The organism is Streptomyces sp. NPDC053427 (assembly GCF_044544985.1).
GTDB lineage: Bacteria > Actinomycetota > Actinomycetes > Streptomycetales > Streptomycetaceae > Streptomyces.
In genome coordinates, this window is sequence record NZ_JBITYA010000012.1 from 280,687 (window position 1) to 306,734 (window position 26,048).

A 26,048-nucleotide genomic window follows, 5' to 3' on the forward strand; every position below is an offset into this window, starting at 1 on the left:
GGCTATCCCTTGGGCCGTACTGCCGTCCAGGCTCCGGCCGGCGCACCCCCCGGCGCCGGCCCCTGGCCGCGGCGCGCTCCGGCACCCTGTTCCGGAGCGCGCCGCGTCCCCTTTTCCCGGCATGCGGGCGCCCGCCATGCCGGAATTCGACGGTACGGCGCGCAGCGGGCCCGCTCCTCCTGTCTGAGACGGAGCCGGGCCTGTACCCCAGGGTGGAGCCGCGGCCGCGCGTACTCCCGGCGCGGTACGCCGCACCCCCCGAACGGCCGATAGCGCCGCCCGCCGCGTGGCCGGATCCGCACCCCATATGGCCCATGGCGGATACGCGTCCGCCCGCCCGGCGGATCCCCGCGGTACCACTGGTGCAACCCCCATGGATCGGGTAACCCTCACAAGTAGCACTGTCCGGCGGCCGTCCGACGCACTGCCTGGTGGCCGATGCTGCACTCCCGACCGCGGCGAGGTGAGCTCCTGATGACCGCTCCGTCCATCCGCAAGGTTTCCGAGCGCGAAGCGCGGCAGGTTGCCGAGGCGGCCCGCGAGCAGAACTGGCGCAAGCCCAGCTTCGCCAAGGAACTGTTCCTGGGACGCTTCCGGCTCGACCTCATCCATCCGCACCCCACCCCGGCGGCCGACGACGTGCGGCGCGGTGAGAAGTTCCTGGCCACTCTGCGCGCATTCTGCGAGACCCAGGTCGACGGGGCCCGGATCGAGCGCGAGGCGCAGATCCCCGACGAGACGCTGAACGGGCTCAAGGAGCTCGGCGCGCTCGGCATGAAGATCGACACGAAGTACGGCGGCCTCGGCCTCACCCAGGTCTACTACAACCGCGCCCTCGCGCTGGCCGGCTCCGCCAGCCCCGCCATCGGCGCGCTGCTCTCCGCGCACCAGTCCATCGGCGTGCCGCAGCCGCTCAAGCTCTTCGGCACCCAGGAGCAGAAGGACGCCTTCCTGCCGCGCTGCGCCCGCACGGACATCTCGGCGTTCCTGCTCACCGAGCCGGACGTCGGCTCCGACCCGGCCCGGCTGGCGACCACCGCCGTCCCTGAGGAGGGGGGAGAGTACGTCCTGGACGGCGTGAAGCTGTGGACCACCAACGGCGTCGTCGCCGACCTGCTCGTCGTCATGGCGCGCGTCCCCGCCTCCGAGGGCCACAAGGGCGGCATCACGGCCTTCGTCGTCGAGGCCGACTCGCCCGGCATCACGGTCGAGAACCGCAACGCCTTCATGGGCCTGCGCGGACTGGAGAACGGCGTCACCCGCTTCCACCGGGTACGCGTCCCCGCCGCGAACCGCATCGGCCCCGAGGGCGCCGGCCTGAAGATCGCCCTGACCACGCTCAACACCGGCCGGCTCTCGCTGCCCGCGATGTGCGTCGGTGTCGGCAAGTGGTGCCTGAAGATCGCCCGGGAGTGGTCCGCGGCCCGCGAGCAGTGGGGCAAGTCGATCGCCGAGCACGAGGCCGTGGGCGCCAAGGTGTCCTTCATCGCGGCCACCACCTTCGCCCTCGAGGCCGTCGTCGACCTCTCCTCCCAGATGGCCGACGAAAGCCGCAACGACATCCGCATCGAGGCCGCCCTCGCCAAGCTCTACGGCTCCGAGATGGGCTGGCTGATGGCCGACGAGCTGGTGCAGATCCGCGGCGGCCGCGGCTTCGAGACCGCCGACTCGCTCGCCGCCCGCGGCGAGCGCGCCGTCCCCACCGAACAGATGCTGCGCGACATGCGCATCAACCGGATCTTCGAGGGCTCCACGGAGATCATGCATCTGCTGATCGCCCGCGAGGCCGTCGACGCCCATCTGTCGGTCGCCGGCGATCTCATCGACCCCGAGAAGTCCCTCGCGGACAAGGGCCGGGCGGCCGTCCAGGCCGGCGGTTTCTATGCCCGCTGGCTGCCCAAACTCGTCGCGGGACCGGGCCAACTCCCGCGTACGTACCAGGAGTTCGGTGAACTCGCCGGACATCTGCGCTATGTCGAACGGGCCTCCCGCAAGCTCGCCCGTTCCACCTTCTACGCGATGTCCCGCTGGCAGGGCCGGATGGAGACCAAGCAGGGCTTCCTCGGCCGGATCGTCGACATCGGCGCCGAACTCTTCGCGATGAGCGCGGCCTGCGTACGGGCGGAGCATCTGCGGGTGACCGGCGAGCACGGCCGCGAGGCCCATCAGCTCGCCGAGGTCTTCTGCCGCCAGTCGCGGATCCGCGTCGAGGAACTCTTCGGCCGGCTGTGGACCAACACCGACGACCTCGACCGCAAGATCGTGAACGGGGTGCTGGGCGGCAGCTACACCTGGCTGGAGGAGGGCGTCATCGACCCCAGCGGCGACGGCCCCTGGATCGCGGACGCCACCCCGGGCCCGAGCGCGAAGGACAACGTGCGCCGGCCCATCCGCTGAGGCGGCCGGCCCGCGGCCTCGTACGGGCGGCCTCCGGGTCCCCCGTACGAGGAGCGCCGCCGACCGGCAACAATGGACCGCATGACGGACTCCCTCGCACATCCGCACCTGCGCTTCGAGCCGGCCGCCGGCGATCCGGCGGGACCGCGTGACATCGTGATCCTCGGCTCGACCGGTTCGATCGGCACGCAGGCGATCGACATCGTGCTGCGCAACCCCGACCGCTTCCGCGTGACCGCCCTCTCGGCGGCCGGCGGCCGGGTGGACCTGCTCGCAGACCAGGCGCACCGGCTGCGGGTGGGCACGGTCGCGGTCGCCCGGGAGAACGCCGTCCCCGCCCTGCGCGAGGCCCTCGCCGACCGCTACGGGACCGGGGAGCCGCTGCCGGAGGTCCTGGCGGGCCCCGACGCCGCCACCGAGCTCGCCGGCTCGCCCTGCCACACCGTCCTCAACGGCATCACCGGCTCCATCGGCCTCGCCCCCACCCTCGCCGCCCTCAAGGCCGGCCGGGTGCTCGCGCTCGCCAACAAGGAATCGCTGATCGTCGGCGGCCCGCTGGTCAAGGCCGTCGCCGCGCCCGGCCAGATCATCCCCGTCGACTCCGAGCACTCCGCGCTCTTCCAGGCACTGGCCGGCGGCGACCGCGCCGAGGTCCGCAAGCTCGTCGTCACCGCCTCCGGCGGCCCCTTCCGCGGCCGTACGAAGCGCGAACTGGCCGATGTGACCCCCGAACAGGCCCTCGCCCACCCCACCTGGTCCATGGGCCCGGTCGTGACCATCAACTCCGCGACCCTGGTCAACAAGGGCCTGGAGGTCATCGAGGCGCATCTGCTGTTCGACGTCCCCTTCGACCGCATCGAGGTCGTGGTCCATCCGCAGTCCTATATCCACTCGATGGTGGAATTCACCGACGGTTCCACCCTGGCCCAGGCCAGCCCGCCCGACATGCGCATGCCGATCGCGCTGGGGCTGGGCTGGCCCGAGCGCGTCCCGGACGCGGCACCCGGCGTGGACTGGACGCAGGCCCGGAACTGGGAGTTCTTCCCGCTCGACGCGCAGGCCTTCCCGTCCGTCGCGCTCGCCTGCCATGTGGGTGATCTCGGCGGCACCGCGCCCGCCGTCTTCAACGCGGCGAACGAGGAATGCGTGGATGCGTTCCTCAGCGGCGGGCTGCCGTTCACGGGGATTGTGGATACGGTCGGCGAAGTGGTCGCCGAGCACGGGGTCCCGGCGCAGGGAACCTCCCTGACCGTGGCGGACGTCTTGCAGGCGGAAACCTGGGCGCGCGCTCGCGCCCGTGAACTGGCCGCCCGTGCGGCACGGACACCTTCGGAGGCTCGCGCATGACGACCTGGATGACCATCCTCGGCATAGTCGTCTTCGTCGTCGGCCTGCTCTTCTCCATCGCCTGGCACGAACTCGGCCACCTCTCCACGGCCAAGATGTTCGGTATCCGCGTGCCGCAGTACATGGTGGGATTCGGGCCGACGATCTTCTCCCGCAAGAAGGGCGACACCGAGTACGGCATCAAGGCCGTCCCGCTCGGCGGCTACATCCGGATGATCGGGATGTTCCCGCCCGGCGACGACGGAAAGCTGCAGGCCCGCTCCACCTCGCCGTTCCGCGGCATGATCGAGGACGCCCGCTCGGCGGCCTTCGAGGAGCTCCAGCCCGGCGACGAGAAGCGGCTGTTCTACACCCGCAAGCCCTGGAAGCGCATCATCGTGATGTTCGCCGGGCCGTTCATGAATCTGATCCTCGCGGTCGTGATCTTCATGAGCGTGCTGATGGGCTTCGGCATCAATACGCAGACGACGCAGGTCGGGTCCGTCTCCGACTGTGTGATCTCGGCCTCGGCCAAGACCGACAAGTGCCCCAAGGCCGCCAAGGACTCCCCGGCCAAGGCGGCGGGCCTGAAGGCCGGCGACAAGATCGTCTCGTTCAACGGGCAGGCGGTACCGGACTGGGACGCCCTCCAGGGGCAGATCCGTGACACCACCGGGCCCGCCACGATCGTCGTCGAGCGGCACGGCGCCCGGACGACGCTCCACGCCGACCTGATAGAGAACAAGGTCGCCAAGACCGACGGACACGGCGGGTACGTCCCCGGCGAGTTCGTCACCGCCGGCTTCCTCGGCTTCACGCCGGCCAGCGGCGTCGTCCAGCAGTCCTTCGGCCAGTCCGTCGACCGGATGGGCAACATGGTCGAGCAGGGCGTCGCCTCGCTGGTCCACCTGCCCGCCAAGATCCCGGATTTGTGGGACGCCGCGTTCAACGGCGGCGAGCGCAAGCAGGACTCTCCGATGGGTGTGGTCGGCGCGGCGCGGGTCGGCGGCGAGGTCTTCTCCCTCGACATCCCGCCGGAGCAGCGGGTGGCGACCATGCTCTTCCTGGTCGCCGGCTTCAACCTCTCGCTGTTCCTGTTCAACATGCTGCCGCTGCTTCCGCTGGACGGCGGCCACATCGCCGGCGCCGCCTGGGAGGCCGTCCGCCGGGCCTTCGCCAAGGTCTTCAAGCGGCCCGACCCCGGCCCCTTCGACGTCGCCAAGCTGATGCCGGTCGCGTATGTCGTCGCCGGGATCTTCATCTGCTTCACCCTGCTGGTGCTCGTCGCCGACGTGGTGAATCCGGTGAAACTGACCTGACGGCGCTTCCGGCCGGACCGCGTGTTTGGCCGGAAAGCGGGTTTGGCGACGGCCGGGCACCTCCGTGGCGTTTGGAGGTGCCCGGCCGTCTCCTTTCGGGGGGCCTCAGGGGAGCGATGTGCTCACGGCAACCCGTGTGCCGTAATCTCGGAAGCCGGAGCCCGCCGAAATTCGGGACCTTGATCCACACCTTGGGGTTGCTCGTCAGATGACTGCCATTGCGCTGGGAATGCCGGACGTACCGACCAAGCTGGCCGACCGCCGGGTCAGCCGCAAGATCCACGTCGGTTCGGTCGCCGTGGGCGGAGACGCACCGGTCTCGGTGCAGTCGATGACGACCACGCGGACGTCCGACATCGGCGCGACGCTCCAGCAGATCGCCGAGCTGACGGCCTCCGGCTGCCAGATCGTCCGGGTCGCCTGCCCCACGCAGGACGACGCCGACGCGCTCCCGGTCATCGCGAAGAAGTCGCAGATCCCGGTCATCGCGGACATCCACTTCCAGCCGAAGTACGTCTTCGCCGCGATCGACGCCGGATGTGCGGCGGTCCGCGTCAACCCGGGCAACATCAAGCAGTTCGACGACAAGGTCAAGGAGATCGCCAAGGCGGCCGCCGACGCCGGGACCCCGATCCGCATCGGCGTCAACGCCGGCTCCCTGGACCGCCGCCTGCTCCAGAAGTACGGCAAGGCGACGCCGGAGGCGCTGGTCGAGTCCGCGCTGTGGGAGGCGTCCCTCTTCGAGGAGCACGGCTTCCGCGACATCAAGATCTCGGTCAAGCACAACGACCCGGTCGTGATGGTCAACGCCTACCGGCAGCTGGCCGCGCAGTGCGACTACCCGCTCCACCTGGGCGTCACCGAGGCCGGCCCCGCCTTCCAGGGCACGATCAAGTCGGCCGTCGCCTTCGGCGCGCTGCTCAGCGAGGGCATCGGCGACACGATCCGGGTGTCGCTGTCCGCGCCGCCCGCCGAGGAGGTCAAGGTCGGCCTCCAGATCCTGGAGTCCCTCAACCTCAAGCAGCGCCGCCTGGAGATCGTCTCCTGCCCCTCCTGCGGCCGCGCCCAGGTCGACGTCTACAAGCTCGCCGACCAGGTCACCGCCGGCCTGGAGGGCATGGAGGTGCCGCTGCGCGTCGCCGTCATGGGCTGTGTCGTCAACGGCCCCGGCGAGGCCCGCGAGGCCGACCTCGGCGTCGCCTCCGGCAACGGCAAGGGCCAGATCTTCGTCAAGGGCGAGGTCATCAAGACCGTGCCGGAGTCGAAGATCGTCGAGACGCTGATCGAGGAGGCGCTGAAGATCGCCGAGCAGATGGAGAAGGACGGCGTCGAGTCCGGCGCCCCGGTCGTCTCCGCCGCCGGCTGACCTTCCGTACCACCACCGCCGAGCCCCGCCGCCCCACCCGGGCCGCGGGGCTCGCGCGCCTCCGCGGCCGGCGGTCCCCGCAGCGGGCCGGGTGCTCCCGCGCGGGGGGAGGTAAAGTGCCAAGACCTGCTCCCGCCTGGCCTCCCAGGCCCGTAACGGTGAGGCTTTCCGACACGTGCTGACGACCACCACCATCAAGGTCCTCGAGCCCGGGGAGCTCGATGACGCCCTCGCGGTCCTGGACCGCGACCCGGTCGCCAACGCATTCGTCGCCGCCCGCGTACAGATCGCCGGACTGGACCCCTGGCGACTCGGCGGCGAGATGTGGGGCTGGTACGTCGGCGGGCGGCTGGAGTCCCTCTGCTACGCCGGCGCCAACCTCGTGCCGGTCTGCGCCACCACCGAGGCCGTCCACGGCTTCGCGGAGCGGGCGCGCCGGCAGGGACGGCGGTGCTCCTCCATCGTGGGGCCCGCGGGACCCACCGCCGAGCTGTGGTCGCTGCTGGAACCGCACTGGGGGCCGGCCAGGGAGGTCCGGGCCCGCCAGCCGCTGATGGTCACGTCCGCACCGTCCGCCGAGATCGCGCCCGATCCTCACGTCCGGCGGATCCGCAAGGACGAGATGGACACGATCATGCCGGCGTGCGTGGCCATGTTCACCGAAGAGGTCGGCATCTCCCCGATGGCCGGCGACGGCGGGCTGCTCTACCAGGCGCGGGTCGCCGAGCTGGTGGGATCCGGCCGCTCCTTCGCCCGGATCGAGGACGGCAAGGTCATCTTCAAGGCCGAGATCGGCGCCGCCACGCCCCGGGCCTGCCAGATCCAGGGGGTGTGGGTCGATCCGGCCCACCGGGGCCGGGGCCTGTCCGAGACCGGCATGGCCGCCGTGCTGCGGTATGCGCTGAGCGATGTCGCGCCGGTCGTCAGCCTGTACGTCAACGACTTCAACACCGCCGCCCGCGCCTCGTACCGGCGGGTGGGATTCGAGGAAGTCGGCGCGTTCATGAGCGTCCTGTTCTGAACGTCTCCCCGGCGTCCGCGCCCGGGGGCGGTCTCTTCGCGATCGTGCCCGGCAAGGTCGTGCCCTCCGGGGGGACCGCCTTGTACGCTCGCGACCATGGATGACGTCGCGGTCGGCCCTCTCGATCTCGCCGCCCGCGTGGATGACGCGCTCGCGGTGCAGGCACTCGCGTTCGGACTGAGCGATGACGAGATCGCGGTGCGGCGGCACATCGTGCTGCGCCACCTCGGCTGCCGCGGCGCGCGTGCGCTGGGCGCCACCACTCCCGCGGGGCGGCTCATCGGCTTCGTGTACGGGATGCCCAACGACCGCGCCCACTGGTGGTCGACCGTCGTCGAGCCGTATCTGCGCAGTGCCCGGCTGGATCACTGGCTCGACGACTCCTTCGTCATCACCGAGCTGCACGTCCACCCCGCCTACCAGGGACGGGGGATCGGCCGGACACTGATCACCAGGATCACGGACGAGGCGCAGGAGCCGCGGTCCATCCTCTCCGCCCTCGACGTCGAGAGCCCCGCCCGGGGGCTGTACCGGTCGCTGGGCTACCAGGACATCGCGCGGCGGGTGCTGTTCCCCAGTGCACCCACGCCCTACGCGGTGATGGGTGCGCCGCTGCCGCTGATACGGCGCTGCGCAGGCGCCGGCGGGTAACGCATTTCCTTGCTCCACACCCGTGCGGCTAACCTCCTGGGAGTCACCTTTCTTACGCAGGAGAATCTCCCATGGCCAACGCCGCACAGGTCCAGCGCATGTCCCGCTTGATGATCAAGACACTGCGCGAGGACCCGGCCGACGCCGAGACCGCCAGCCACAAGCTGCTCGTCCGCGCCGGGTACGTCCGCCGCTCCTCCGCCGGCATCTGGACGTGGCTGCCGCTGGGCAAGAAGGTCCTGGAGAACGTCTCCCGCATCGTCCGCGAAGAGATGGACGCCATCGGCGGCCAGGAAGTCCTGCTGCCGGCCCTGCTGCCCAAGGAGCCCTACGAGGCCAGCGGCCGCTGGGAGGAGTACGGCGACCTCCTCTTCCGGCTCAAGGACCGCAAGGGCGCGGACTACCTCCTCGGCCCCACCCACGAGGAGATCTTCACCCTCACGGTCAAGGATCAGTGCACGTCCTACAAGGACCTGCCGGTGATCCTCTACCAGATCCAGACCAAGTACCGCGACGAGGCCCGCCCGCGCTCCGGTGTGCTGCGCGGCCGCGAGTTCCAGATGAAGGACTCGTACAGCTTCGACACCACCGACGAGGGGCTGGCGGAGGCCTACGCGGCGCACCGCGGGGCGTACGAGAAGATCTTCGCGCGGCTGGGCCTGGACTACCGCATCGTCTCCGCCGTCTCCGGCGCGATGGGCGGCTCCGCCTCCGAGGAGTTCCTGGCCCCCGCCGCGGCCGGCGAGGACACCTTCGTCGACTGCCCGGCGTGCGACTACGCGGCCAACACGGAGGCCGTGACGGTCAAGGTCGAGCCGGCCGACGGCTCCGCCCACGGCCCCGTCGAGGAGCTGGACACCCCGGAGACGCCCACCATCGAGCTGCTTGCCGCGCACCTGAACGTGCCGGCCTCCGCGACGCTGAAGAACCTCCTGGTCAAGGTCGACGGCGAGATCGTCGCGGTCGGCGTGCCCGGTGACCGCGAGGTCGACCTCGGCAAGCTCGGCGAGCACCTCGCGCCGGCCACCGTCGAGCTGGTCACCGCCGAGGACTTCACCGACCGCCCCGACCTGGTGCGCGGCTATGTCGGCCCGCAGGGCCTGGCCGGAAAGGCGTTCCGCTACATCGCCGACCCGCGGGTCGCCCCCGGTACGGCCTGGATCACCGGCGCCAACAAGCAGGGGATGCACGCCAAGAACGTCGTCGCCGGGCGCGACTTCGAGGTCGACGACTACCTCGACGTGGTCGTCGTGGAGCCGGGCGACCCCTGCCCGAAGTGCGGCACGGGGCTGAAGATCGACCGCGCCATCGAGATCGGCCACATCTTCCAGCTCGGCCGCAAGTACGCGGACGCCTTCGAGCTGGACGTCCTCGGGCAGAACGGCAAGCCGACCCGCGTCACGATGGGCTCGTACGGCATCGGCGTCTCCCGCGCGGTGGCCGCTCTCGCCGAGCAGACGCACGACGGGTCGGGTCTGTGCTGGCCGCGCGAGGTGGCGCCGGCCGATGTGCACGTCGTCGCGGCGGGCAAGGCCAAGCAGACCGAGCTCGCGCTGGAGATCGGTGAGCAGCTGGGTGCGGCCGGATTGCGGGTGCTGGTCGACGACCGGCCCGGGGTGTCGCCCGGCGTGAAGTTCACGGATGCGGAGCTGCTCGGGGTGCCGACCATCGTCGTGGCCGGGCGGCGCGCCGGTGAGGGCGTGGTCGAGGTCAAGGACCGGCGCACCGGGGAGCGCGAGGAGCTGACCGTCGAGGAAGCGGTGGCCCGGCTCAGCGCCTGACGCGTAGGTGTCGGCTGCGGCGGGTCCGGCGGTGTGTGCCGCCGGACCCGCCGCAGCCGACTTTTTGTTGTCCGTGCGGTGCGCCTCGGGCCGGTGACGGTGCGGGCGGGCGGCCTCAGAGCCAGGCGGCGAACTCCAGGAGCAGTTCGCCGCGCCGGCGGTCTCCCCTTGCCGCTTCCCGTACGCCCGCGTCGACGGCGCGGTAGAGCGTCCAGCCGCGCAGGCGGTCCCGGTCCACGTCCAGCGAGTCGGCCAGTTTCGTCACCCGGCGGCGGGCCGCGGCGGTTGCGCCGGAACCGGCCATCAGGTCCTCGAAGCGGTCCAGCACGAGAGCCGCCAGGTCGTATGCGCGCTCGCCGACCACGGGGGACGGGCCGATCGCCAGCCATGGTGCCCGCTCACCGGCCAGCACCTTGCCCTGGCGGAACGCGCCGTGCAGCAGGAACTCCTCGGTGGAGGTGGTGGGGAGCGCCTCGCGCAGCTCGCATGCCTCGTCCACCAGGGGGGCCGCGGTGGGGGTGAGCGCGCCGGCCGCGCGGAGTGCCTCGGCGGCCTGCTCGGTGCGCTCGGCCAGCGTGTCGAAGGGATGGCCCGGCTCCGGGGGGACCCAGAGACGGCGGACCGTGCCGGCCGCCTCCAGAAGCGCCTTGGCCTCGGGCAGGGAGCGCAGCGACACGGCGCTGCGCAGGCGTTCCAGCAGCAGGGCGCCGCCGGTGCGGTCGGAGCGCAGGAGTCGCACGGCGCCCCAGCCGTCCCATATCTCCAGCGCCGCCGCCTCATGGACCGATGCCCGGCCCGGCGCCGGGAACTTCAGGGCCGCGGGGGTGCCGTCCTTCTGCCGTACGAGGGCCAGCAGGCTGCTGCGGCCACCGGGCGCGTCCACCCGTTCCAGCGTCAATTCCCAGGCCTCCAGCTGGTGCTGAACCAGCGTGGGGAGTGCCGCGAGCCACTCCCGCACGGGACCTTCCGGATCGCCGCTCAGCGAACTCACCAACCGCTGCGGCGGTTCGATGGGTGCCGTTGCCATGCCTGAGCTGTCCCTCTCCTGGGGCGGTGGCCGCGGGGGCCGGTCGTTCACAGCGCGTCGGAGGGCGCGCCGGCGGAGCTCGACGGCGCGCCGGCTGCGGCCCGCTCCACGAGACCAGGGAAGGCTACGCCGCTGCCGCGCCAGCGCACCGACCGCACCGCCGCCTCGCGCAGCGCGGCCGCCGCATCCATCCGCCGGGACCCTTCCGCGGCCCGTACGAGATCCGCGTAGACGGCCGCCAGCCGGTCCTCCAGCTCCGCCGCCAGCCGGGCCGCGGCCGCCGCGTCCGGGACCGGGAAGGGCAGCTCGTAGGCGGCCGCCGAGGCCGGTGGCGTGCCGCCCAGGTCTCGTACGGTGCGGCGCAGCCCGTCCCGGCGTGCGCGGTGGGCGTCGTACGCCACCTGGGCTTCGCCGCGCCGGGCGCGGGCGATGCGGCCCCCGACCACGCCGTAGCCGTAGACGGCCGCGTACTCGGCCGCCAGGGCCGCCTGGACCGCCCCCAGTTCCCTCTCGCGGGCGGTCTTCTCAGGGGCCTTGCCGCGGGTCGTTCCCGTCATGGTGTGCGCGCCTCTTCGCTGGTCGATGTGCGTCTGCGGCAGCTGTGGCCTCATGCCCCCACCAGCAGATATGCGTGTGCCGCGCCCGCTGCGGCCACCGAGGCGAGCAGGCGGGCCAGTTCCGGTGGGGCGGTGGCCAGGGCCTTGGTGCGCCGGTCGGCCAGGGTGCGTTCCGCGTGGGCCAGCTCCGTGCGGGCCGCTCTCTCGTCCTCGGGGACCGGGGGGCCGGAGTGTCCGGCGGGGGCGGGGGAGCGGTCCGACACGCCGGTGCCGGCGTGCGCGGGCGTGCCCCGGGGCGGGGTGCTGCCGGGGGAGGGGGCGGTGCCGTCGGGGCCGAACGCCTCGGCGTGGCGGGCGACTTCGGTGCGCAGGGGGCGTAGGGCGGACTCCAGTGCGGGGTGGGCGGCCAGGGTTGCGTCGTAGCGGGCCAGCAGGGCGGTGCTGTCATCGGCGGCGCGGTGGCGCAGCCGGTCGGCGGCCGAGGAGTGTTCGGCCCGCTCGGGGCCGGGTTCCTCGGAACAGCCGGTGAGCAGGGCCGCGCCCCCGAGGGCGGCGCCGGCCAGCAGGGTCCTTCTACGCGTGAGCGCCACGTTCGGCACGTTCCACTTCCCGGGGTCTTCCGTAGTGATCACCGCTGGCGAGAGTATCCGTGCCCGGCCACCGAATCGTCAGTACCCCGCCGGAACCGATAGGCTTTGACCCGACACGCGACCTACCCACAACAGCACACGCGGCCGAGGAGTCACCCGGATGAGCACCACCCAGAGCGAGAGGCTGCGCGGATTGCTTGAACCGCTCGTCGCCGCGCGAGACCTGGATCTGGAAGAGATCGAGGTGACCCCCGCGGGCAAGCGGCGGGTGCTGAGGATCGTGGTCGATTCCGACGACGGCGTCCAGTTGGACGACTGCGCCGCGGTGAGCCGCGAGGTTTCGCAGGCGCTGGACGAGTCCGATGCGATGGGCGGCGCTCCGTACACCCTTGAGGTGACCTCTCCCGGCGCCGACCGGCCGCTGACCGAGCTGCGGCACTACCGCCGCGCCACCGGCCGCCTGATCAAGGCCCAGCTGCACGAGGGCGGCGAGCTCATCGCGCGGATCGTCTCCGTGGACGAGGCGGGGCTGGATCTCGAGGTGCCGGGTGTGAAGGGCCGCAAGCCGACCGCGCGACGGGTCGAGTTCGACGAGATCGCCAAGGCGCGGGTCGAGCTGGAGTTCAGCCGCAAGAAGACCGACGAAGACGACGAGAACAAGGAGGAGGCGTAGCCGTGGATATCGACATGAGTGCCCTGCGGGGACTGGTGCGGGAGAAGGAGATCTCGTTCGACCTGCTGGTCGAGGCGATCGAGTCGGCCCTCCTCATCGCTTACCACCGCACCGACGGCAGCCGCCGGCAGGCCCGGGTGGAGCTGGACCGCGCCACCGGGCATGTCACGGTGTGGGCGAAGGAGGACCCCGCCGACCTCGAGGAGGGCGCCGAGCCCCGCGAGTTCGACGACACCCCGTCCGGGTTCGGGCGGATCGCGGCGACCACCGCCAAGCAGGTCATTCTGCAGCGGCTGCGGGACGCCGAGGAGGAGATCACCTTCGGCGAGTTCGCCGGGCGTGAGGGCGACGTCATCACCGGCGTCGTCCAGCAGGGCAAGGACCCCAAGAACGTCCTGGTGGACATCGGCCGCATGGAGGCCATGCTGCCGGTGCAGGAGCAGGTCCCCGGTGAGGACTACGCGCACGGGACGCGGCTGCGGTCGTATGTCGTGCGGGTGGTCAAGGGAGTGCGCGGGCCGTCCGTGACGCTGTCGCGTACGCATCCCAATCTGGTGAAGAAGCTGTTCGCGATGGAGGTTCCCGAGATCGCGGACGGCTCGGTGGAGATCGCCGCCATTGCGCGGGAAGCCGGGCACCGGACCAAGATCGCGGTGCGGTCCACGCGGTCCGGCCTGAACGCCAAGGGCGCCTGCATCGGCCCGATGGGCGGGCGGGTGCGCGCCGTCATGGCGGAGCTGCACGGCGAGAAGATCGACATCGTGGACTGGTCGGACGATCCGGCCGATCTGGTGGCGAACGCGCTGTCGCCGGCCCGGGTCAGCAAGGTCGAGGTCGTGGATCTGGCGGCCCGGTCCGCCCGGGTGACCGTTCCCGACTACCAGCTGTCGCTGGCCATCGGCAAGGAAGGGCAGAACGCCCGGCTCGCGGCCCGGCTGACCGGGTGGCGGATCGACATCCGGCCGGATACCGAGCAGCAGGCTCCGCAGGACTGAACCGGACCGCCGGTGCCGCGGCTCCCCCGTAGGGGTGTCGCGGCCGCCGACGGGAATATTGAGCGGGCGTTCGGCCCTTACCCCATCGGGGTCGGGTCGTCGCGGGGAGGTAGACTTAAGCAGTGTCTGGCCGGACGCATGCCCGCGCATGCCCTGAGCGCACATGTCTGGGGTGCCGGGAGCGAGCGGCCAAGGGCGATTTGCTGCGCATCGTGACGATCGAGGGTGAGTGCACCCCCGATCGGCGCGGTACGCTGCCCGGCCGGGGTGCTTACGTGCACCCGACACTGGTCTGTCTCGATCTGGCGGTTCGCCGCCGGGCGTTTTCCCGGGCTTTTCGGGGCCCAGGGCCGTTCGACACGACGGAATTGCGTCGGGTCATCGAGCGGGAGGCGCCCTGAGCAGCCGTTATGGCTATGACGCACAGCGGTAGAAGCACAGCAAGAACGCACAGCGCACGGAAAACCGTGCGGTCAGGTACCTCGCGAGTCGGAAGTAGGTCGAGATTGCGATGAGCACTCGATGAGTACGCGATGAGTACGCCCATGAAGTAGCGACGGTCCGGTAGACAACCCGGACCTAGAAGGAGCGAAGTGGCTAAGGTCCGGGTATACGAACTCGCCAAGGAGTTCGGTGTTGAGAGCAAGGTCGTCATGGCCAAGCTCCAAGAACTTGGTGAATTCGTCCGTTCGGCGTCCTCGACGATCGAGGCGCCGGTTGTTCGCAAGCTGACCGACGCATTCCAGGCAGGCAGCGGCAGCGGCCGCGCCGCCGGGAAGCCCGCGGCGCCGCGCAAGTCGGCCCCCGCGAAGCCGTCGGCGCCCTCTCCGGCGCAGGCCGGGGGCACCTCCCCTGCCGCCAAGGCAGCCGGGGAACGTCCCGCTGCCCCGAAGCCGGGCGCCCCCAAGCCGGGCCCCGCGGCTCCGGCCCCGGCCGCCCCCGAGGCGCCGGTGACCCCCGTGGCACCCAAGAGCACTCCCGCCGCCGGCCCGACGCCGGGTCCGCGCCCCGCGCCGGCCCCGAAGGCCGCGGCACCCAAGCCCGCTCCGGCCGCCCCCGCGCAGCCCGAGTTCCAGGCTCCGCCGTCCGCGCCGGCCGCTCCCGCCGCCGGCTCGTCGGCTCCCCGTCCCGGTGCCACCCCCGGCCCGCGTCCGGCCCGTCCGGCGCCCGCACAGGGTGGTCAGGGCCGTGGCGGCGCGCCGCGTCCCGGTGGCGACCGCCAGGGCAGCCGCCCCGGCGGTGCCCGTCCGTCCGGACCCCGTCCGGGCAACAACCCCTTCACCTCCGGTGGCTCCACGGGCATGGCCCGTCCGCAGGCCCCTCGTCCCGGCGGCGCCCCGCGTCCCGGTGGCCAGGGGGGTCCCGGTGGCCCGCGTCCGCAGGGCGGCGGCCAGGGTGCTCCCCGTCCCCAGGGTCAGGGCGGCGCTCGTCCGACCCCCGGTGGCATGCCCCGTCCGCAGGGTGCCGCTCCTGGTGGCGCCCCGCGTCCCGGCGGCGGCGGTAACCGCCCGAACCCGGGCATGATGCCGCAGCGTCCGGCTGCCGGCCCGCGTCCGGGTCCCGGTGGCGGCGGCGGTCGCGGTCCCGGCGGTGCCGGTCGTCCCGGCGGCGGCGGTCGTCCCGGTGGCGGCGGCGGCTTCGCCGGTCGTCCCGGCGGCGGTGGCGGCGGCGGTCGTCCGGGTGGCGGCGGCGGTTTCGCCGGTCGTCCCGGTGGCGGCGGTCCCGGTGGCGGCGGCGGCTTCGGCGGCGGTCGTCCGGGCTTTGCCGGTCGTCCCGGCGGTCCCGGTGGCCGTGGTGGCACGCAGGGCGCCTTCGGCCGTCCCGGCGGTCCGGCCCGTCGTGGCCGCAAGTCGAAGCGGCAGAGGCGTCAGGAGTACGAGGCCATGCAGGCCCCGTCGGTCGGCGGCATCATGCTGCCGCGCGGCAACGGTGCGACGGTTCGCCTGTCGCGCGGTGCCTCGCTGACGGACTTCGCGGAGAAGATCAACGCCAACCCGGCGTCGCTGGTCCAGGTCATGCTGAACCTGGGCGAGATGGTCACCGCGACCCAGTCCGTCTCCGACGAGACGCTCCAGCTGCTCGCCGACGAGATGAACTACGTCGTCGAGATCGTCAGCCCGGAGGAGGAGGACCGCGAGCTGCTCGAGTCCTTCGACATCGAGTTCGGCGAGAACGAGGGCGGCGAGGAGATGCTCGTCTCCCGTCCGCCGGTGGTGACCGTCATGGGTCACGTCGACCACGGTAAGACCCGGCTGCTCGACGCGATCCGCAAGACGAACGTCATCGCGGGCGAGGCCGGCGGCATCACCCAGCACATCGGTGCCTACCAGGTCGCGACCGAGGTCAACGACGAAGAGCGTCGGATCACCTTCATCGACACCCCGGGTCACGAGGCGTTCACCGCCATGCGTGCCCGTGGTGCCAAGTCGACCGACATCGCGATCCTCGTGGTGGCGGCCAACGACGGTGTCATGCCGCAGACGATCGAGGCGCTGAACCACGCCAAGGCGGCCGACGTGCCGATCGTGGTCGCGGTCAACAAGATCGACGTCGAGGGCGCCGACCCGACCAAGGTGCGCGGCCAGCTCACCGAGTTCGGTCTGGTGGCCGAGGAGTACGGCGGCGACACGATGTTCGTCGACATCTCCGCCCGTGAGGGTCTGAACATCGACCAGCTGCTCGAGGCCGTGGTCCTGACCGCGGACGCCTCGCTCGACCTGCGCGCCAACGCGGAGCAGGACGCGCAGGGCATCGCGATCGAGGCCCACCTCGACCGTGGCCGTGGCGCCGTGGCGACCGTCCTGGTCCAGCGCGGCACGCTGCGCGTCGGCGAGACGATGGTCGTCGGCGACGCCTACGGCCGCGTCCGGGCGATGCTCGACGACAAGGGCAACCACGTCGAGGAAGCGGGTCCCTCGACCCCCGTCCTGGTCCTGGGTCTGACCAACGTCCCGGGTGCCGGCGACAACTTCCTGGTGGTCGACGAGGACCGTACGGCCCGCCAGATCGCCGAGAAGCGCGCCGCTCGTGAGCGCAACGCCGCGTTCGCCAAGCGCACCCGCCGGGTGTCCCTCGAGGACCTCGACAAGGTGCTCAAGGCCGGCGAGGTGCAGCAGCTCAACCTCATCATCAAGGGCGACGCGTCCGGTTCGGTGGAGGCTCTCGAGTCCTCGCTGCTCCAGCTCGACGTCGGCGAAGAGGTCGACATCCGCGTGCTGCACCGCGGCGTCGGTGCGGTCACGGAGTCCGACATCAACCTGGCGTCCGGCTCCGACGCGATCGTCATCGGCTTCAACGTGCGCGCCGAAGGGCGTGCCACGCAGATGGCCGACCGCGAGGGCGTCGACGTCCGGTACTACTCGGTCATCTACCAGGCGATCGAGGAGATCGAGGCGGCCCTCAAGGGCATGCTCAAGCCGGAGTACGAGGAGGTCGAGCTCGGTACCGCGGAGATCCGCGAGATCTTCCGCTCGTCCAAGCTCGGCAACATCGCCGGTGTGCTCATCCGCTCCGGCGAGGTCAAGCGCAACACCAAGGCGCGCCTCATCCGCGACGGCAAGGTGGTCGCGGAGGACCTCAACATCCAGGGTCTGCGCCGCTTCAAGGACGACGTCACCGAGATCCGCGAAGGCTTCGAGGGCGGTATCAACCTCGGAAACTTCAACGACATCAAGATCGACGACGTCATCGCGACGTACGAGATGCGCGAGAAGCCGCGCGGCTGATCACGCAGTGCGTAGCCGGGGCCGGTCGGCGGAGGAAATTCCGTCGATCGGCCCCGGCCGTTGCGTGTACGGTTCCAAGGACTCGTACGGTTCCAGGGACTCGTACACCTAAGGCCCCACGGGTGGCTTGACCCGTCTTGCATGTACGTAGGGACGCTGTCCTTTGACCTGCTTCTCGGCGACGTACGGTCGCTGAAGGAGAAGCGCTCCGTCGTCCGTCCGATCGTCGCCGAGCTGCACCGCAAGTTCGCGGTGAGCGTCGCGGAGGTCGGGGACCAGGATCTGCACCGCAGGGCCCTGATCGGCCTGGCGGTGGTGTCCGGGGACGCCGGGCATCTCACCGATGTCATGGACCGCTGCGAGCGCCTGGTCGCCGCGCGGCCCGAAGTGGAGCTGCTGTCGGTGCGCCGACGGCTGCACGGCGACGACGACTGACCCCGACCGGGCAGGTCGCCGCCGGTGGAAGCACAATTGTGGAAGACAAGAAGGAGACGGACCAGTGGCCGACAATGCGCGGGCGAAGAAGCTGGCGGACCTCATCCGGGAGGTGGTCGCCCAGAAGCTGCAGCGCGGTATCAAGGACCCGCGGCTCGGTACGCATGTGACCATCACGGACACCCGGGTCACCGGCGACCTGCGGGAGGCGACGGTCTTCTACACGGTCTACGGGGACGACGAGGACCGTGCCAGCGCGGCCGCCGGCCTGGAGAGCGCCAAGGGCATCCTGCGCTCCGCGGTCGGCGCGGCGGCCGGCACGAAGTTCACGCCGACCCTGGCGTTCGTGGCGGACGCGCTGCCGGAAAACGCCAAGACGATCGAGGACCTCCTGGACAAGGCGCGGGCCTCGGACGCCAAGGTGCGCGAGGTGTCCTCGGGCGCCCAGTACGCCGGCGAGGCCGACCCGTACCGCAAGCCGGGCGAGGACGAGGACGACGAGGGCCGAGCGGCAGAATGAAGCGTGAGAGCAACAAGCCGGGCGGCCTGGTCATCGTCGACAAGCCGGCCGGCTTCACTTCGCACGACGTCGTGGCGAAGATGCGCGGCATGGCCCGCACCCGCCGGGTCGGGCACGCCGGCACGCTCGACCCGATGGCCACGGGCGTGCTCGTCCTCGGCATCGAGCGGGCCACCAAGCTCCTCGGCCACCTCGCGCTGACGGAGAAGGAGTACGTCGGCACGATCCGGCTCGGCCAGGCGACCGTCACGGACGATGCCGAGGGCGAGATCACGGCGTCGAAGGCGGCGCACGGCATCGCCCGCGAGGACATCGACGCGGGTGTCGCGGAGCTGTCCGGGGCGATCATGCAGGTGCCGTCCAAGGTCAGCGCCATCAAGATCGACGGCAAGCGGTCGTACTCGCGGGTCCGGGACGGCGAGGACGTGGAGATCCCGGCCCGGCCGGTGACCGTCTCCTCGTTCGTGGTGTATTCGGCGACGGAGACGGAGGCCGAGGACGGCACCCCGGTGACCGATCTGCTGGTCTCCGTGGAGTGCTCGTCCGGTACGTACATCCGCGCGCTGGCCCGCGACCTGGGCGACGGGCTCGGCGTCGGCGGCCATCTGACGGCGCTGCGCCGCACCCGGGTGGGCCCGTACAAGCTGGACCGGGCGCGCACCCTGGAGCAGCTGCAGGCGGCGGTGGACGACACCGAGGGCCCCGGGCTGCCGGTCATGCCGATCGGTGAGGCGGCCGCCGCGGCGTTCATCCGCTGGGACGTCGCCGAGCCGCAGGCGCGGCTGCTCATGAACGGCGCGCGGATCCCGATCCCGCGGTTCGAGGGCAGCGGCCCGGTGGCGGCGTTCGGGCCGGACGGCACGTTCCTTGCGCTGGTGGAGAACCAGGGCGGGAAGGCGAAGAGCCTGGCCGTCTTCTGCTGACGCGGACGGCACTCGCCGAGGGCCGGTTCCGGCGCGTGACCTGCGCGTCGGAACCGGCCCTCGGTGGTTTCGGCGGGCCGACCGTGCACCTTTTGTGGGGGATGCGGCGGGTCCGGAGGGCGCCCGCGTCCCGCTCCGCCGGGCCGTCCGCGCCACCAATCCCGATTCCGGTCGCCGGCGGGGCACCCTTCGCGCAACGCGCCGCCCCCGGCATGGCAGTCTTAGACCTGCGCCATGCCGACATGGCGCAGTGGACGGACAAGGGTACGGGCGAGGAGCGGGCACAGTGCAGCGCTGGCGTGGCTTGGAGGACATCCCCGAGGGTTGGGGACGCAGCGTCGTCACCATCGGCTCGTACGACGGTGTGCACCGCGGCCACCAATTGATCATTGGGAAGGCCGTGGCGCGCGCCCGTGAGCTGGGCATTCCCGCGGTGGTCGTCACCTTCGACCCGCATCCGAGCGAGGTCGTACGGCCCGGCACCCACCCGCCGCTGCTCGCGCCGCACCACCGGCGCGCGGAGCTGATGGCCGAACTGGGCGTGGACGCCGTGCTGATCCTGCCGTTCACCAAGGAATTCTCGAAGCTGGCACCGGCCGACTTCGTGGCCAAGGTCCTGGTCGACAAGCTGCACGCCCAGGTCGTCGTCGAGGGCCCCAACTTCCGCTTCGGGCACAAGGCGAGCGGCACGGTCGCCACCCTCGCCGAACTCGGCGCCACCTACGACTACACCGTGGAGGTCATCGACCTCTTCGAGCGCGGTGCGGCGGGCGGCGGCGAGGCGTTCTCCTCCACCCTCACCCGCCGCCTGGTCGCCGAGGGCGACATGGTGGGCGCGACGGAGGTCCTGGGGCGTCCGCACCGCGTCGAGGGCATCGTCGTACGCGGCGCCCAGCGCGGCCGCGAGATGGGCTTCCCGACGGCCAACGTGGAGACCCTGCCGCACACCGCGATCCCGGCCGACGGCGTCTACGCGGGCCTGCTGCACGTCGAGGGCGAGGCGATGCCGGCGGCGATCTCGGTCGGCACCAACCCGCAGTTCGACGGCAAGATCCGCACGGTCGAGGCGTACGCCATCGACCGCGTCGGCCTGGATCTGTACGGCCTGCACGTCGCCGTGGACTTCCTCGCCTATATCCGCGGCCAGGAGAAGTTCGACACCCTCGACGCCCTGCTGGAGCGGATGGCGATCGATGTGAAGCAGGCGCGGGGGCTGATCGAGGCGGCGTCCTGAGCGGGACGCGCACGCGGGACGGACGACCGGGGAACGGCCGGAGTCGACGCTCCTGACGGGAACGGTCCCGTCCAGGACGGGACTTGGCCGCCGGACGCCGGGCAGCGCGACGCCGAACACACGGGAGACAGAAGGGCGGGGTCCACCCTCAGGGTGGACCCCGCCCTTACTGCGCTAAGCCCCGCTCACTGCGGGGGCGGCTGCTGCGTCCATCCGCCCCCGTCCGGCAGCGGCGCATCCGGAGCGGGCTGTTGCTGCTGCCAGCCGGCCGGCGGTTGCTGCTGCTGCGCGGGCTGCTGGGTCCAGCCGCCCTGCTGCGGCGGGTAGCCGGCGGGCGGCTGGGCGGGCTGGCCCTGCTGGGGGTACTGCTGCTGGTACTGCTGCTGCTGTTGGGCGTGCGGGTCGGCGCCCATCTGCTGCTGCTGGGGATACATCCCCTGCGCCTGCTGCTGCCGCGCGAAGTCCTCGGCCACCAGGGCGGAGAGGTTGAAGTACGCCTCGCGGGTCTTGGGCCGCATCATGTCGAGGTCGACCTCGGCACCGGCGGCGAGATGCTCGTCGAAGGGGACGACGACCACACCGCGGCACCGGGTCTCGAAGTGCGACACGATGTCATCGATCTTGATCATCTTGCCGGTCTCGCGGACACCGGAGATGACCGTGATACCGCGCTGCACCAGGTCGGCGTAGCCGTGCGCGGAGAGCCAGTCCAGGGTCGTACTGGCGCTGCTCGCGCCGTCCACGGACGGCGTGGAGATGATGATCAACTGGTCGGCGAGATCGAGGACTCCGCGCATCGCGCTGTAGAGCAGACCCGTACCCGAGTCGGTGAGGATGATCGGGTACTGCTTGCCGAGGATGTCGATCGCGCGCCGGTAGTCGTCGTCGTTGAAGGTCGTCGAAACGGCCGGGTCGACGTCGTTGGCGAGGATCTCCAGGCCGGAGGGGGCCTGCGAGGTGAACCGGCGGATGTCCATGTAGCTGTGCAGATGCGGGATCGCGTGCACCAGGTCACGGATGGTCGCGCCGGTCTCGCGGCGGACCCGTCGGCCGAGCGTGCCGGCGTCGGGGTTGGCGTCGATCGCCAGGATCTTGTCCTGGCGCTCGGAGGCGAGGGTGGAGCCCAGGGCCGTGGTCGTCGTGGTCTTGCCGACGCCACCCTTGAGGCTGATCACCGCGATCCGGTAGCAGGACATCACCGGCGTACGGATCAGCGCCAACTTCGCCTGGCGCTCGGCCTCTTCCTTCTTCGCGCCCAGCTTGAACTTCGACGGCTGCGCATTGGCACCCGGCTTGCGCTTCTTGGGCTGGTTGCGCAGCAGCCGGTCGGAGGTGAGCTCGACGGCGGCGCTGTAGCCGAGCGGCGCGCCCGGAGCGGCCCGCTGCTGCGGCTGCTGCTGGCCCGGCTGGGAGTACTGGGCGTAGTTCGCCGCGGCGTTCGGGTCGGCGGCCTGCTGACCGGGGAACGGCTGGGCCTGCTGTTGCTGAGCCTGCTGGGCCTGGGCCGCCTGCTGAGCCTGCTGGGCCTGGGCTGCCTGCTGCGCCTGGGCCGCTTGCTGGGCGGCCTGCGCTGCCTGCTGAGCCTGGGCCTGCTGCTGGTCGTACCCGGGAGCCGCCTGCTGGCCCTGCTGGGGGTAGCCCTGGACGCCCTGCTGCGGGTAGCCGTAAGCACCCTGCTGCGCGGCCGCGTTGGGGTGTTGCTGCTGCGGCGGCTGCTGGGCCTGCTGGGGGTAGCCGTACGCGGGCTGCGGATAGCCGTAGGCGGGCTGCGGCTGGCCGGGCTGGGCCTGCTGCGGGTAGGCCTGCTGCGGCTGCTGCTGGTACCCGGCCTGGGGCTGCGGCTGAGGCTGCGCCTGCTGGGGCTGGGCGGGAGCCTGCTGCTGGGGCTGCGGCTGGGCCTGCGGGGCGTGCTGCTGCGGCGCCTGCTGCTGGGGCTGGGCGGCCTGGGGCTGTGCCTGGGCCGCACGCGGGTCCGCGGGCGGGAACTCCGGCGGCAGCGGCGGCAGTCCGGCCTGCTGCTGACCGTCCGGGGCGGCACCCCAGGGAGCGCCCTGCTGCGGTACGCCCTGCTGGGGAGCGCCCTGCGGCGCCACCTGCTGCGGGACGCCCTGCTGGGGCATCGCCTGCTGTGCGACGTCCTGCTGGGGCTGCGGCTGGGCCTGCGCCTGCTGCGGGACGCCCTGCTGCGGCTGGCCCTGTGCGGGCACCGCGGCCTGGGCCTCGGCCGGTGCGGGCTGCTCGGGCGCCTGCGGTGCCGGAGCGGCGGCCGCGGCACCGCCCCCGGTGGCCTCCGGCTGCGGCGCCGACGCCTCGGGCTCGGCCGCCGGAGCGGCCTCCTCCGCCGGCTCGTCGTCGTCATCGTCGTCGTCCCAGAGCGAGGCCGAGGGATCGACACCGCTGCCGGAACGGATATTGGGGTCGCCGGAACCACCGGACGGCGCCGGTGTCGCGGCCTCCGGCTCCTTCGCGAGCGGCGCCACCGGCTCGGCGGGCGCCTGCGGGGGAGTCTGAGCGACCGGTGCGTCGCCGGCGTCGTTGGGGCGCAGCATCGGGAACCCGGGCGGCGCGGCCTCCGCGGGCGGGGTCATCGGCGCCGGCGCATTCTGGGCGGGCATGCCCTGCGGCGGCATACCGGGCGCGCCCTGAGCGGGACCCTGGAGCGGCTGTCCGACGGGCGGCGCTGCTCCATGGGGCGGAGTGACGGGTGCGGGCGCAGGCGTGGCAGCGGGAGGCTGCGCGGGGGCGGCACTCGTACCGCCTCCCATGGTGTCGTTGCTCGCATACCAGTCCGGGGCGGCGAAATCGATCTTGAATTCGCCGGTCAGGTCGAACTCGGACTGGTCATCGTCAGGATCGTTCCCGTCCGGACGGAAAGCCTCCTGGTCCCTCACTGTGCCTCCTGGTCTACTGCTGCAACGCACCTGAACGGCAGGACCGGATACAGGCGGATCGATCGGATGTAACGGACGTCGGAACGCACCACCCGGGGCTGCGCCAACACTGCTTGTCTCCATCCCCCTGTCGACTGCCGTCGTGCACTGCCGTCCCGATGCGCATCTGCGCTCTCAACACAGCCTAATCAAGAGTCGGCCCATATCGGCAGTCGATGTCATGTCGTCTTCCAGCCCCGTCGGCACGCTTACGGGCGCACCCGTGGATGCGCCCGTGAGAGTGACCTCGGCCGGTGGCACGTGCGCGGCGCGCACAACCGGCCCGCGGCTGCGGTCAGTCCATCCGGCGCGGCCCGCCGAGCAGGTTGGTCTCCGCCTCCGTCGGCTGGGTCATGACGAACTGGTGCCCGTCGCGCGAGCACCACAGCATGGCGTTGTCGCTGAGCGTCGGCAGCACCGCGCCGACCTGCTCGGGCAGCCGCATGATTCGCGTCACAACTTCCGCCTCTTCGGGGGACAGACGCTGCAGACCGACCAGATCGACGCGGGCGAGCATCTGCGGCGACCGCGGCCCCAGGAACGGCAGCACGGTCAGGACCGACTGCCAGGGGCTGGGTGCGAGCTGATTGCGCGGCGGCCGCGCACCCATGTCACGGACCACCAGGACGGGGCTGGAAACCGACGGTCCCTGTGGCGCGATCTGGCGCACCTCATGGATCGACACACACTGCTGTCCGCCGCCCGCGGCCTGCGCCATCTGGCCCCAGGCCTGCGGCCGCGCGGTCTCCACCGCGACCCGGGCCCCGGTGGCGACCGTACGCAGCGCCAGCACCTGCGTCATCCACATGCTGCCGACCAGCGCGATGTCCAGCGGCGCGGGGCGCAGCAGGCTGAGCACGGCGGGCTGGTTCTGCGGGTCGATGCCGATGACCACGCCGTCGTCGCCGACCGGCAGGGTCAGCGAGCCGAGCGATTCGGCCGTCAGGACGTGCGGGTTGCGACGCGGACCGCGGAGTCCGAAACCGGGCCTCGGCTTCGGACCGGTCGGGCCCGACTCCTCCTCTTCCGGCCGGGGCTGGTGGTTGAGGCGGCGGCCGGGGTCGGCGCCGACCGGCGGGTTGCGCCAGCCGTTGCCCTGGACATTGACGCGGGGCTGATAGGTGGGAGTGGCCATCAGCGGGTACCTCCGAGGGGAAGCGTGGCCAGCAGGCCGGGCAGCTGCTCGCGGTCGAGCCGTACGAGGCCGACCTTCACCGAGCCGGAACGGCGCTCCAACTCATCCTGGGCCGCGGACAGTTCGTTCTCGCTGCGGGTCGACAGCCGGACGTAACCGGAGATCGCCGGGGCGCGGCCGCCGCCGTGCGTGGCGGTCAGCGAGAACGTGCTGGCCATCGCCCTGGTGCTGGTCAGCAGCTGGGTGACGGCCGCCAACGGCGCGCCGCCCGGGCCCAGCTGGGGCCACCGGCCGATCCAGTACGTGGAGTGCCAGCGGTCGTCGCAGCGCATCGCCCGCGTCGTCTCCTGGGTGCGACGCGCCGCGCGGCCGTCCCGCCCCATCGCGCCGTTGGCGGCCCGCGGGCTGACGCACACCGCGGTGCCGATCGCGGCCACGACCTCGCGCTCGGCGAGCACCTTGGCCCGTACGCCGTGCGCGGTGAGCCGGCTGACGAGCTGGTCGGCGGCGCGCAGCAGCGAGCGCTGGGTGCCCTCCAGGCCGCCGCCGCGGGCCTCGATGGCCTCGTGGCACAGCTCCGGATCCAGCTTGAGGGCGATCCAGGTCAGCTGCACGGCGGGCGTCTGCGACTGCGCCTGCAGCGGCGCGTACGACCGTGCCGCGACGGCCTGTTCGGGCAGATGCGGCGCCGGCGCCGGCTGGGTGTACTGCACGAACTGCACCGACTCCAGGTGGATGTCCTCCACGTCGAGCGCGGTGTGCAGCACATCGAGGGGCATCATGTGGCTGCCGCGCTGCGGCCGCAGCGGCTCGTCGCGGGCGTCCACCTGGACCAGCGCGGTCAGGAACGTCCCGTCACCGACGAAGCCGATGGCGCGCTGATCCGCGTCCGTCGTGTACTCGTAGGTCCGCAGCGCCGGTTCGCACTCCACGACCGGGGCGATCGCCGGGTCGACGCCCTGCGTGGCGGCGAGGGCGGTCACGTTGTCCTTGCCGCGGCGCTTCATGGCGCGCACGGTCGTGATCCACTCCGGCAGCGGAATCTTGCGGCGCCGGCCGAGCGCGAAGACGATCAGAACGGCCGCCAGCACGACGGCCACAACCAGCGCGACCGGATGGTGGATCGACAGGCCCACCAATACCAGCGCGGCGGCGATTTCGACAATGGCCAGCTGCTGGACCCGAACACCGCCGATATTCCCGGCCTGTTGACGCAAGCGCGGCGACACCGGGCCGGACGGACGAGGCGCCGAACCCCGGCCGCGATTTCCTCTATTGCCCCGAGCTGTGCCGTTTTGGCCAGCATTTCCCGCGGATTGCGGTGCAGCGGACGGCTGTTGCTGCTGTTGCCGCCCGTTGCGGCGTCGAGCCCTGGTGGCGCTGGACATCCCCCGGCCTGCTCCTCTACTGGTGGTGTGGCCTCTAGGCGTATCGCCGCCGCTG

At 71.8% G+C, this 26,048-nt stretch carries 21 protein-coding genes; 15 read left to right on the plus strand and 6 right to left on the minus strand.

From position 1 onward, the window contains the following. Positions 1 to 474: 474 nt before the first annotated feature. The 7 genes from ACIGWZ_RS31260 (at position 475) to ACIGWZ_RS31290 (ending at position 9,861) form a co-directional block, all read left to right on the plus strand. Positions 475 to 2,397, plus strand: coding sequence for an acyl-CoA dehydrogenase family protein (locus ACIGWZ_RS31260; protein ID WP_400070063.1), 1,923 nt, complete (start codon positions 475 to 477; stop codon positions 2,395 to 2,397). An 81-nt stretch (positions 2,398 to 2,478) separates the two neighbouring features. Next, complete coding sequence (gene dxr, locus ACIGWZ_RS31265; protein ID WP_400070064.1) at positions 2,479 to 3,744, plus strand: 1-deoxy-D-xylulose-5-phosphate reductoisomerase; 1,266 nt, start codon at positions 2,479 to 2,481, stop codon at positions 3,742 to 3,744. Continuing rightward, entirely contained in the window at positions 3,741 to 5,042 is a 1,302-nt protein-coding gene (locus ACIGWZ_RS31270) for a M50 family metallopeptidase (protein WP_400070065.1), read from the plus strand. The genes dxr and ACIGWZ_RS31270 overlap by 4 nt, the downstream gene beginning before the upstream one ends. A 208-nt stretch (positions 5,043 to 5,250) precedes the next feature. Next, positions 5,251 to 6,408 carry a flavodoxin-dependent (E)-4-hydroxy-3-methylbut-2-enyl-diphosphate synthase gene (gene ispG, locus ACIGWZ_RS31275; protein WP_400070066.1) on the plus strand — a complete coding sequence of 386 codons (1,158 nt, stop codon included), beginning with the start codon at positions 5,251 to 5,253 and terminating at the stop codon, positions 6,406 to 6,408. Between the two features lie 175 nt (positions 6,409 to 6,583). Then, a complete protein-coding gene (locus tag ACIGWZ_RS31280) occupies positions 6,584 to 7,429 on the plus strand; it encodes a GNAT family N-acetyltransferase (RefSeq protein WP_400070067.1) in 846 nt (281 codons plus the stop codon). Positions 7,430 to 7,525: 96 nt separating this feature from the next. Continuing rightward, positions 7,526 to 8,080, plus strand: coding sequence for a GNAT family N-acetyltransferase (locus tag ACIGWZ_RS31285; protein ID WP_400070068.1), 555 nt, complete (start codon positions 7,526 to 7,528; stop codon positions 8,078 to 8,080). A 71-nt stretch (positions 8,081 to 8,151) separates the two neighbouring features. Further along, positions 8,152 to 9,861, plus strand: a complete 1,710-nt coding sequence (locus ACIGWZ_RS31290; protein WP_400070069.1) for a proline--tRNA ligase — start codon at positions 8,152 to 8,154, stop codon at positions 9,859 to 9,861. Between the two features lie 115 nt (positions 9,862 to 9,976). Here the strand turns inward: ACIGWZ_RS31290 and ACIGWZ_RS31295 are convergent, their stop codons facing one another. The 3 genes from ACIGWZ_RS31295 to ACIGWZ_RS31305 are packed head-to-tail and all read right to left on the minus strand — an operon-like array spanning position 9,977 to position 12,035. Further along, complete coding sequence (locus ACIGWZ_RS31295) at positions 9,977 to 10,888, minus strand: aminoglycoside phosphotransferase family protein (RefSeq protein ID WP_400070070.1); 912 nt, start codon at positions 10,886 to 10,888, stop codon at positions 9,977 to 9,979. 47 nt (positions 10,889 to 10,935) lie between these two features. Then, entirely contained in the window at positions 10,936 to 11,445 is a 510-nt protein-coding gene (locus ACIGWZ_RS31300; protein ID WP_400070071.1) for a ferritin-like domain-containing protein, read from the minus strand. Positions 11,446 to 11,495: 50 nt separating this feature from the next. Then, on the minus strand, positions 11,496 to 12,035 hold the full coding sequence (locus tag ACIGWZ_RS31305; RefSeq protein WP_400070125.1) for a hypothetical protein: 540 nt from the start codon (positions 12,033 to 12,035) through the stop codon (positions 11,496 to 11,498). 160 nt (positions 12,036 to 12,195) lie between these two features. Between ACIGWZ_RS31305 and rimP the strand changes: the two genes are divergently transcribed. From rimP to ACIGWZ_RS31345, 8 genes are all read left to right on the plus strand, one after another. Continuing rightward, entirely contained in the window at positions 12,196 to 12,708 is a 513-nt protein-coding gene (gene rimP, locus ACIGWZ_RS31310; protein WP_400070072.1) for a ribosome maturation factor RimP, read from the plus strand. 2 nt (positions 12,709 to 12,710) lie between these two features. Next, a complete protein-coding gene (nusA, locus tag ACIGWZ_RS31315) occupies positions 12,711 to 13,703 on the plus strand; it encodes a transcription termination factor NusA (protein WP_400070073.1) in 993 nt (330 codons plus the stop codon). A gap of 122 nt (positions 13,704 to 13,825) precedes the next feature. Further along, a complete protein-coding gene (locus ACIGWZ_RS31320; protein ID WP_400070074.1) occupies positions 13,826 to 14,104 on the plus strand; it encodes a YlxR family protein in 279 nt (92 codons plus the stop codon). Positions 14,105 to 14,296: 192 nt separating this feature from the next. Continuing rightward, positions 14,297 to 17,428, plus strand: a complete 3,132-nt coding sequence (gene infB / locus ACIGWZ_RS31325) for a translation initiation factor IF-2 (RefSeq protein ID WP_400070075.1) — start codon at positions 14,297 to 14,299, stop codon at positions 17,426 to 17,428. Between the two features lie 141 nt (positions 17,429 to 17,569). Further along, positions 17,570 to 17,863, plus strand: a complete 294-nt coding sequence (locus ACIGWZ_RS31330; RefSeq protein ID WP_400070076.1) for a DUF503 domain-containing protein — start codon at positions 17,570 to 17,572, stop codon at positions 17,861 to 17,863. Between the two features lie 64 nt (positions 17,864 to 17,927). Next, a complete protein-coding gene (rbfA, locus tag ACIGWZ_RS31335) occupies positions 17,928 to 18,383 on the plus strand; it encodes a 30S ribosome-binding factor RbfA (protein WP_400070077.1) in 456 nt (151 codons plus the stop codon). After that, the gene (gene truB / locus ACIGWZ_RS31340) at positions 18,380 to 19,306 is read left to right on the plus strand and encodes a tRNA pseudouridine(55) synthase TruB (RefSeq protein ID WP_400070078.1); all 927 of its coding nucleotides are present in this window, start codon (positions 18,380 to 18,382) and stop codon (positions 19,304 to 19,306) included. Before rbfA ends, truB begins: the two co-directional genes overlap by 4 nt. A gap of 286 nt (positions 19,307 to 19,592) precedes the next feature. Next, positions 19,593 to 20,540 carry a bifunctional riboflavin kinase/FAD synthetase gene (locus tag ACIGWZ_RS31345; RefSeq protein WP_400070079.1) on the plus strand — a complete coding sequence of 316 codons (948 nt, stop codon included), beginning with the start codon at positions 19,593 to 19,595 and terminating at the stop codon, positions 20,538 to 20,540. A gap of 185 nt (positions 20,541 to 20,725) precedes the next feature. On the opposite strand, the gene ACIGWZ_RS31350 is transcribed toward ACIGWZ_RS31345, so the two are convergent. The 3 genes from ACIGWZ_RS31350 to eccE form a co-directional block, all read right to left on the minus strand. Next, positions 20,726 to 23,431: an SCO5717 family growth-regulating ATPase gene (locus ACIGWZ_RS31350; protein ID WP_400070080.1), complete on the minus strand. Its 2,706-nt coding sequence runs from the start codon at positions 23,429 to 23,431 to the stop codon at positions 20,726 to 20,728. A gap of 334 nt (positions 23,432 to 23,765) precedes the next feature. Continuing rightward, positions 23,766 to 24,605 carry a hypothetical protein gene (locus ACIGWZ_RS31355; RefSeq protein ID WP_400070081.1) on the minus strand — a complete coding sequence of 280 codons (840 nt, stop codon included), beginning with the start codon at positions 24,603 to 24,605 and terminating at the stop codon, positions 23,766 to 23,768. Next, on the minus strand, positions 24,605 to 25,834 hold the full coding sequence (gene eccE, locus ACIGWZ_RS31360) for a type VII secretion protein EccE (protein WP_400070082.1): 1,230 nt from the start codon (positions 25,832 to 25,834) through the stop codon (positions 24,605 to 24,607). The genes ACIGWZ_RS31355 and eccE overlap by 1 nt, the downstream gene beginning before the upstream one ends. Between the last annotated feature and the right edge of the window lie 214 nt (positions 25,835 to 26,048).

Excerpts from the sequence above, each read along its gene's own strand:
- ACIGWZ_RS31260 (WP_400070063.1), top strand. The coding sequence starts at position 475 with ATGACCGCTCCGTCCATCCGCAAGGTTTCCGAGCGCGAAGCGCGGCAG.
- dxr (WP_400070064.1), top strand. The coding sequence starts at position 2,479 with ATGACGGACTCCCTCGCACATCCGCACCTGCGCTTCGAGCCGGCCGCC.
- ACIGWZ_RS31270 (WP_400070065.1), top strand. The coding sequence starts at position 3,741 with ATGACGACCTGGATGACCATCCTCGGCATAGTCGTCTTCGTCGTCGGC.
- ispG (WP_400070066.1), top strand. The coding sequence starts at position 5,251 with ATGACTGCCATTGCGCTGGGAATGCCGGACGTACCGACCAAGCTGGCC.
- ACIGWZ_RS31285 (WP_400070068.1), top strand. The coding sequence starts at position 7,526 with ATGGATGACGTCGCGGTCGGCCCTCTCGATCTCGCCGCCCGCGTGGAT.
- ACIGWZ_RS31290 (WP_400070069.1), top strand. The coding sequence starts at position 8,152 with ATGGCCAACGCCGCACAGGTCCAGCGCATGTCCCGCTTGATGATCAAG.
- ACIGWZ_RS31295 (WP_400070070.1), bottom strand. The coding sequence starts at position 10,888 with ATGGCAACGGCACCCATCGAACCGCCGCAGCGGTTGGTGAGTTCGCTG.
- ACIGWZ_RS31300 (WP_400070071.1), bottom strand. The coding sequence starts at position 11,445 with ATGACGGGAACGACCCGCGGCAAGGCCCCTGAGAAGACCGCCCGCGAG.
- rimP (WP_400070072.1), top strand. The coding sequence starts at position 12,196 with ATGAGCACCACCCAGAGCGAGAGGCTGCGCGGATTGCTTGAACCGCTC.
- ACIGWZ_RS31330 (WP_400070076.1), top strand. The coding sequence starts at position 17,570 with ATGTACGTAGGGACGCTGTCCTTTGACCTGCTTCTCGGCGACGTACGG.
- truB (WP_400070078.1), top strand. The coding sequence starts at position 18,380 with ATGAAGCGTGAGAGCAACAAGCCGGGCGGCCTGGTCATCGTCGACAAG.
- ACIGWZ_RS31355 (WP_400070081.1), bottom strand. The coding sequence starts at position 24,605 with ATGGCCACTCCCACCTATCAGCCCCGCGTCAATGTCCAGGGCAACGGC.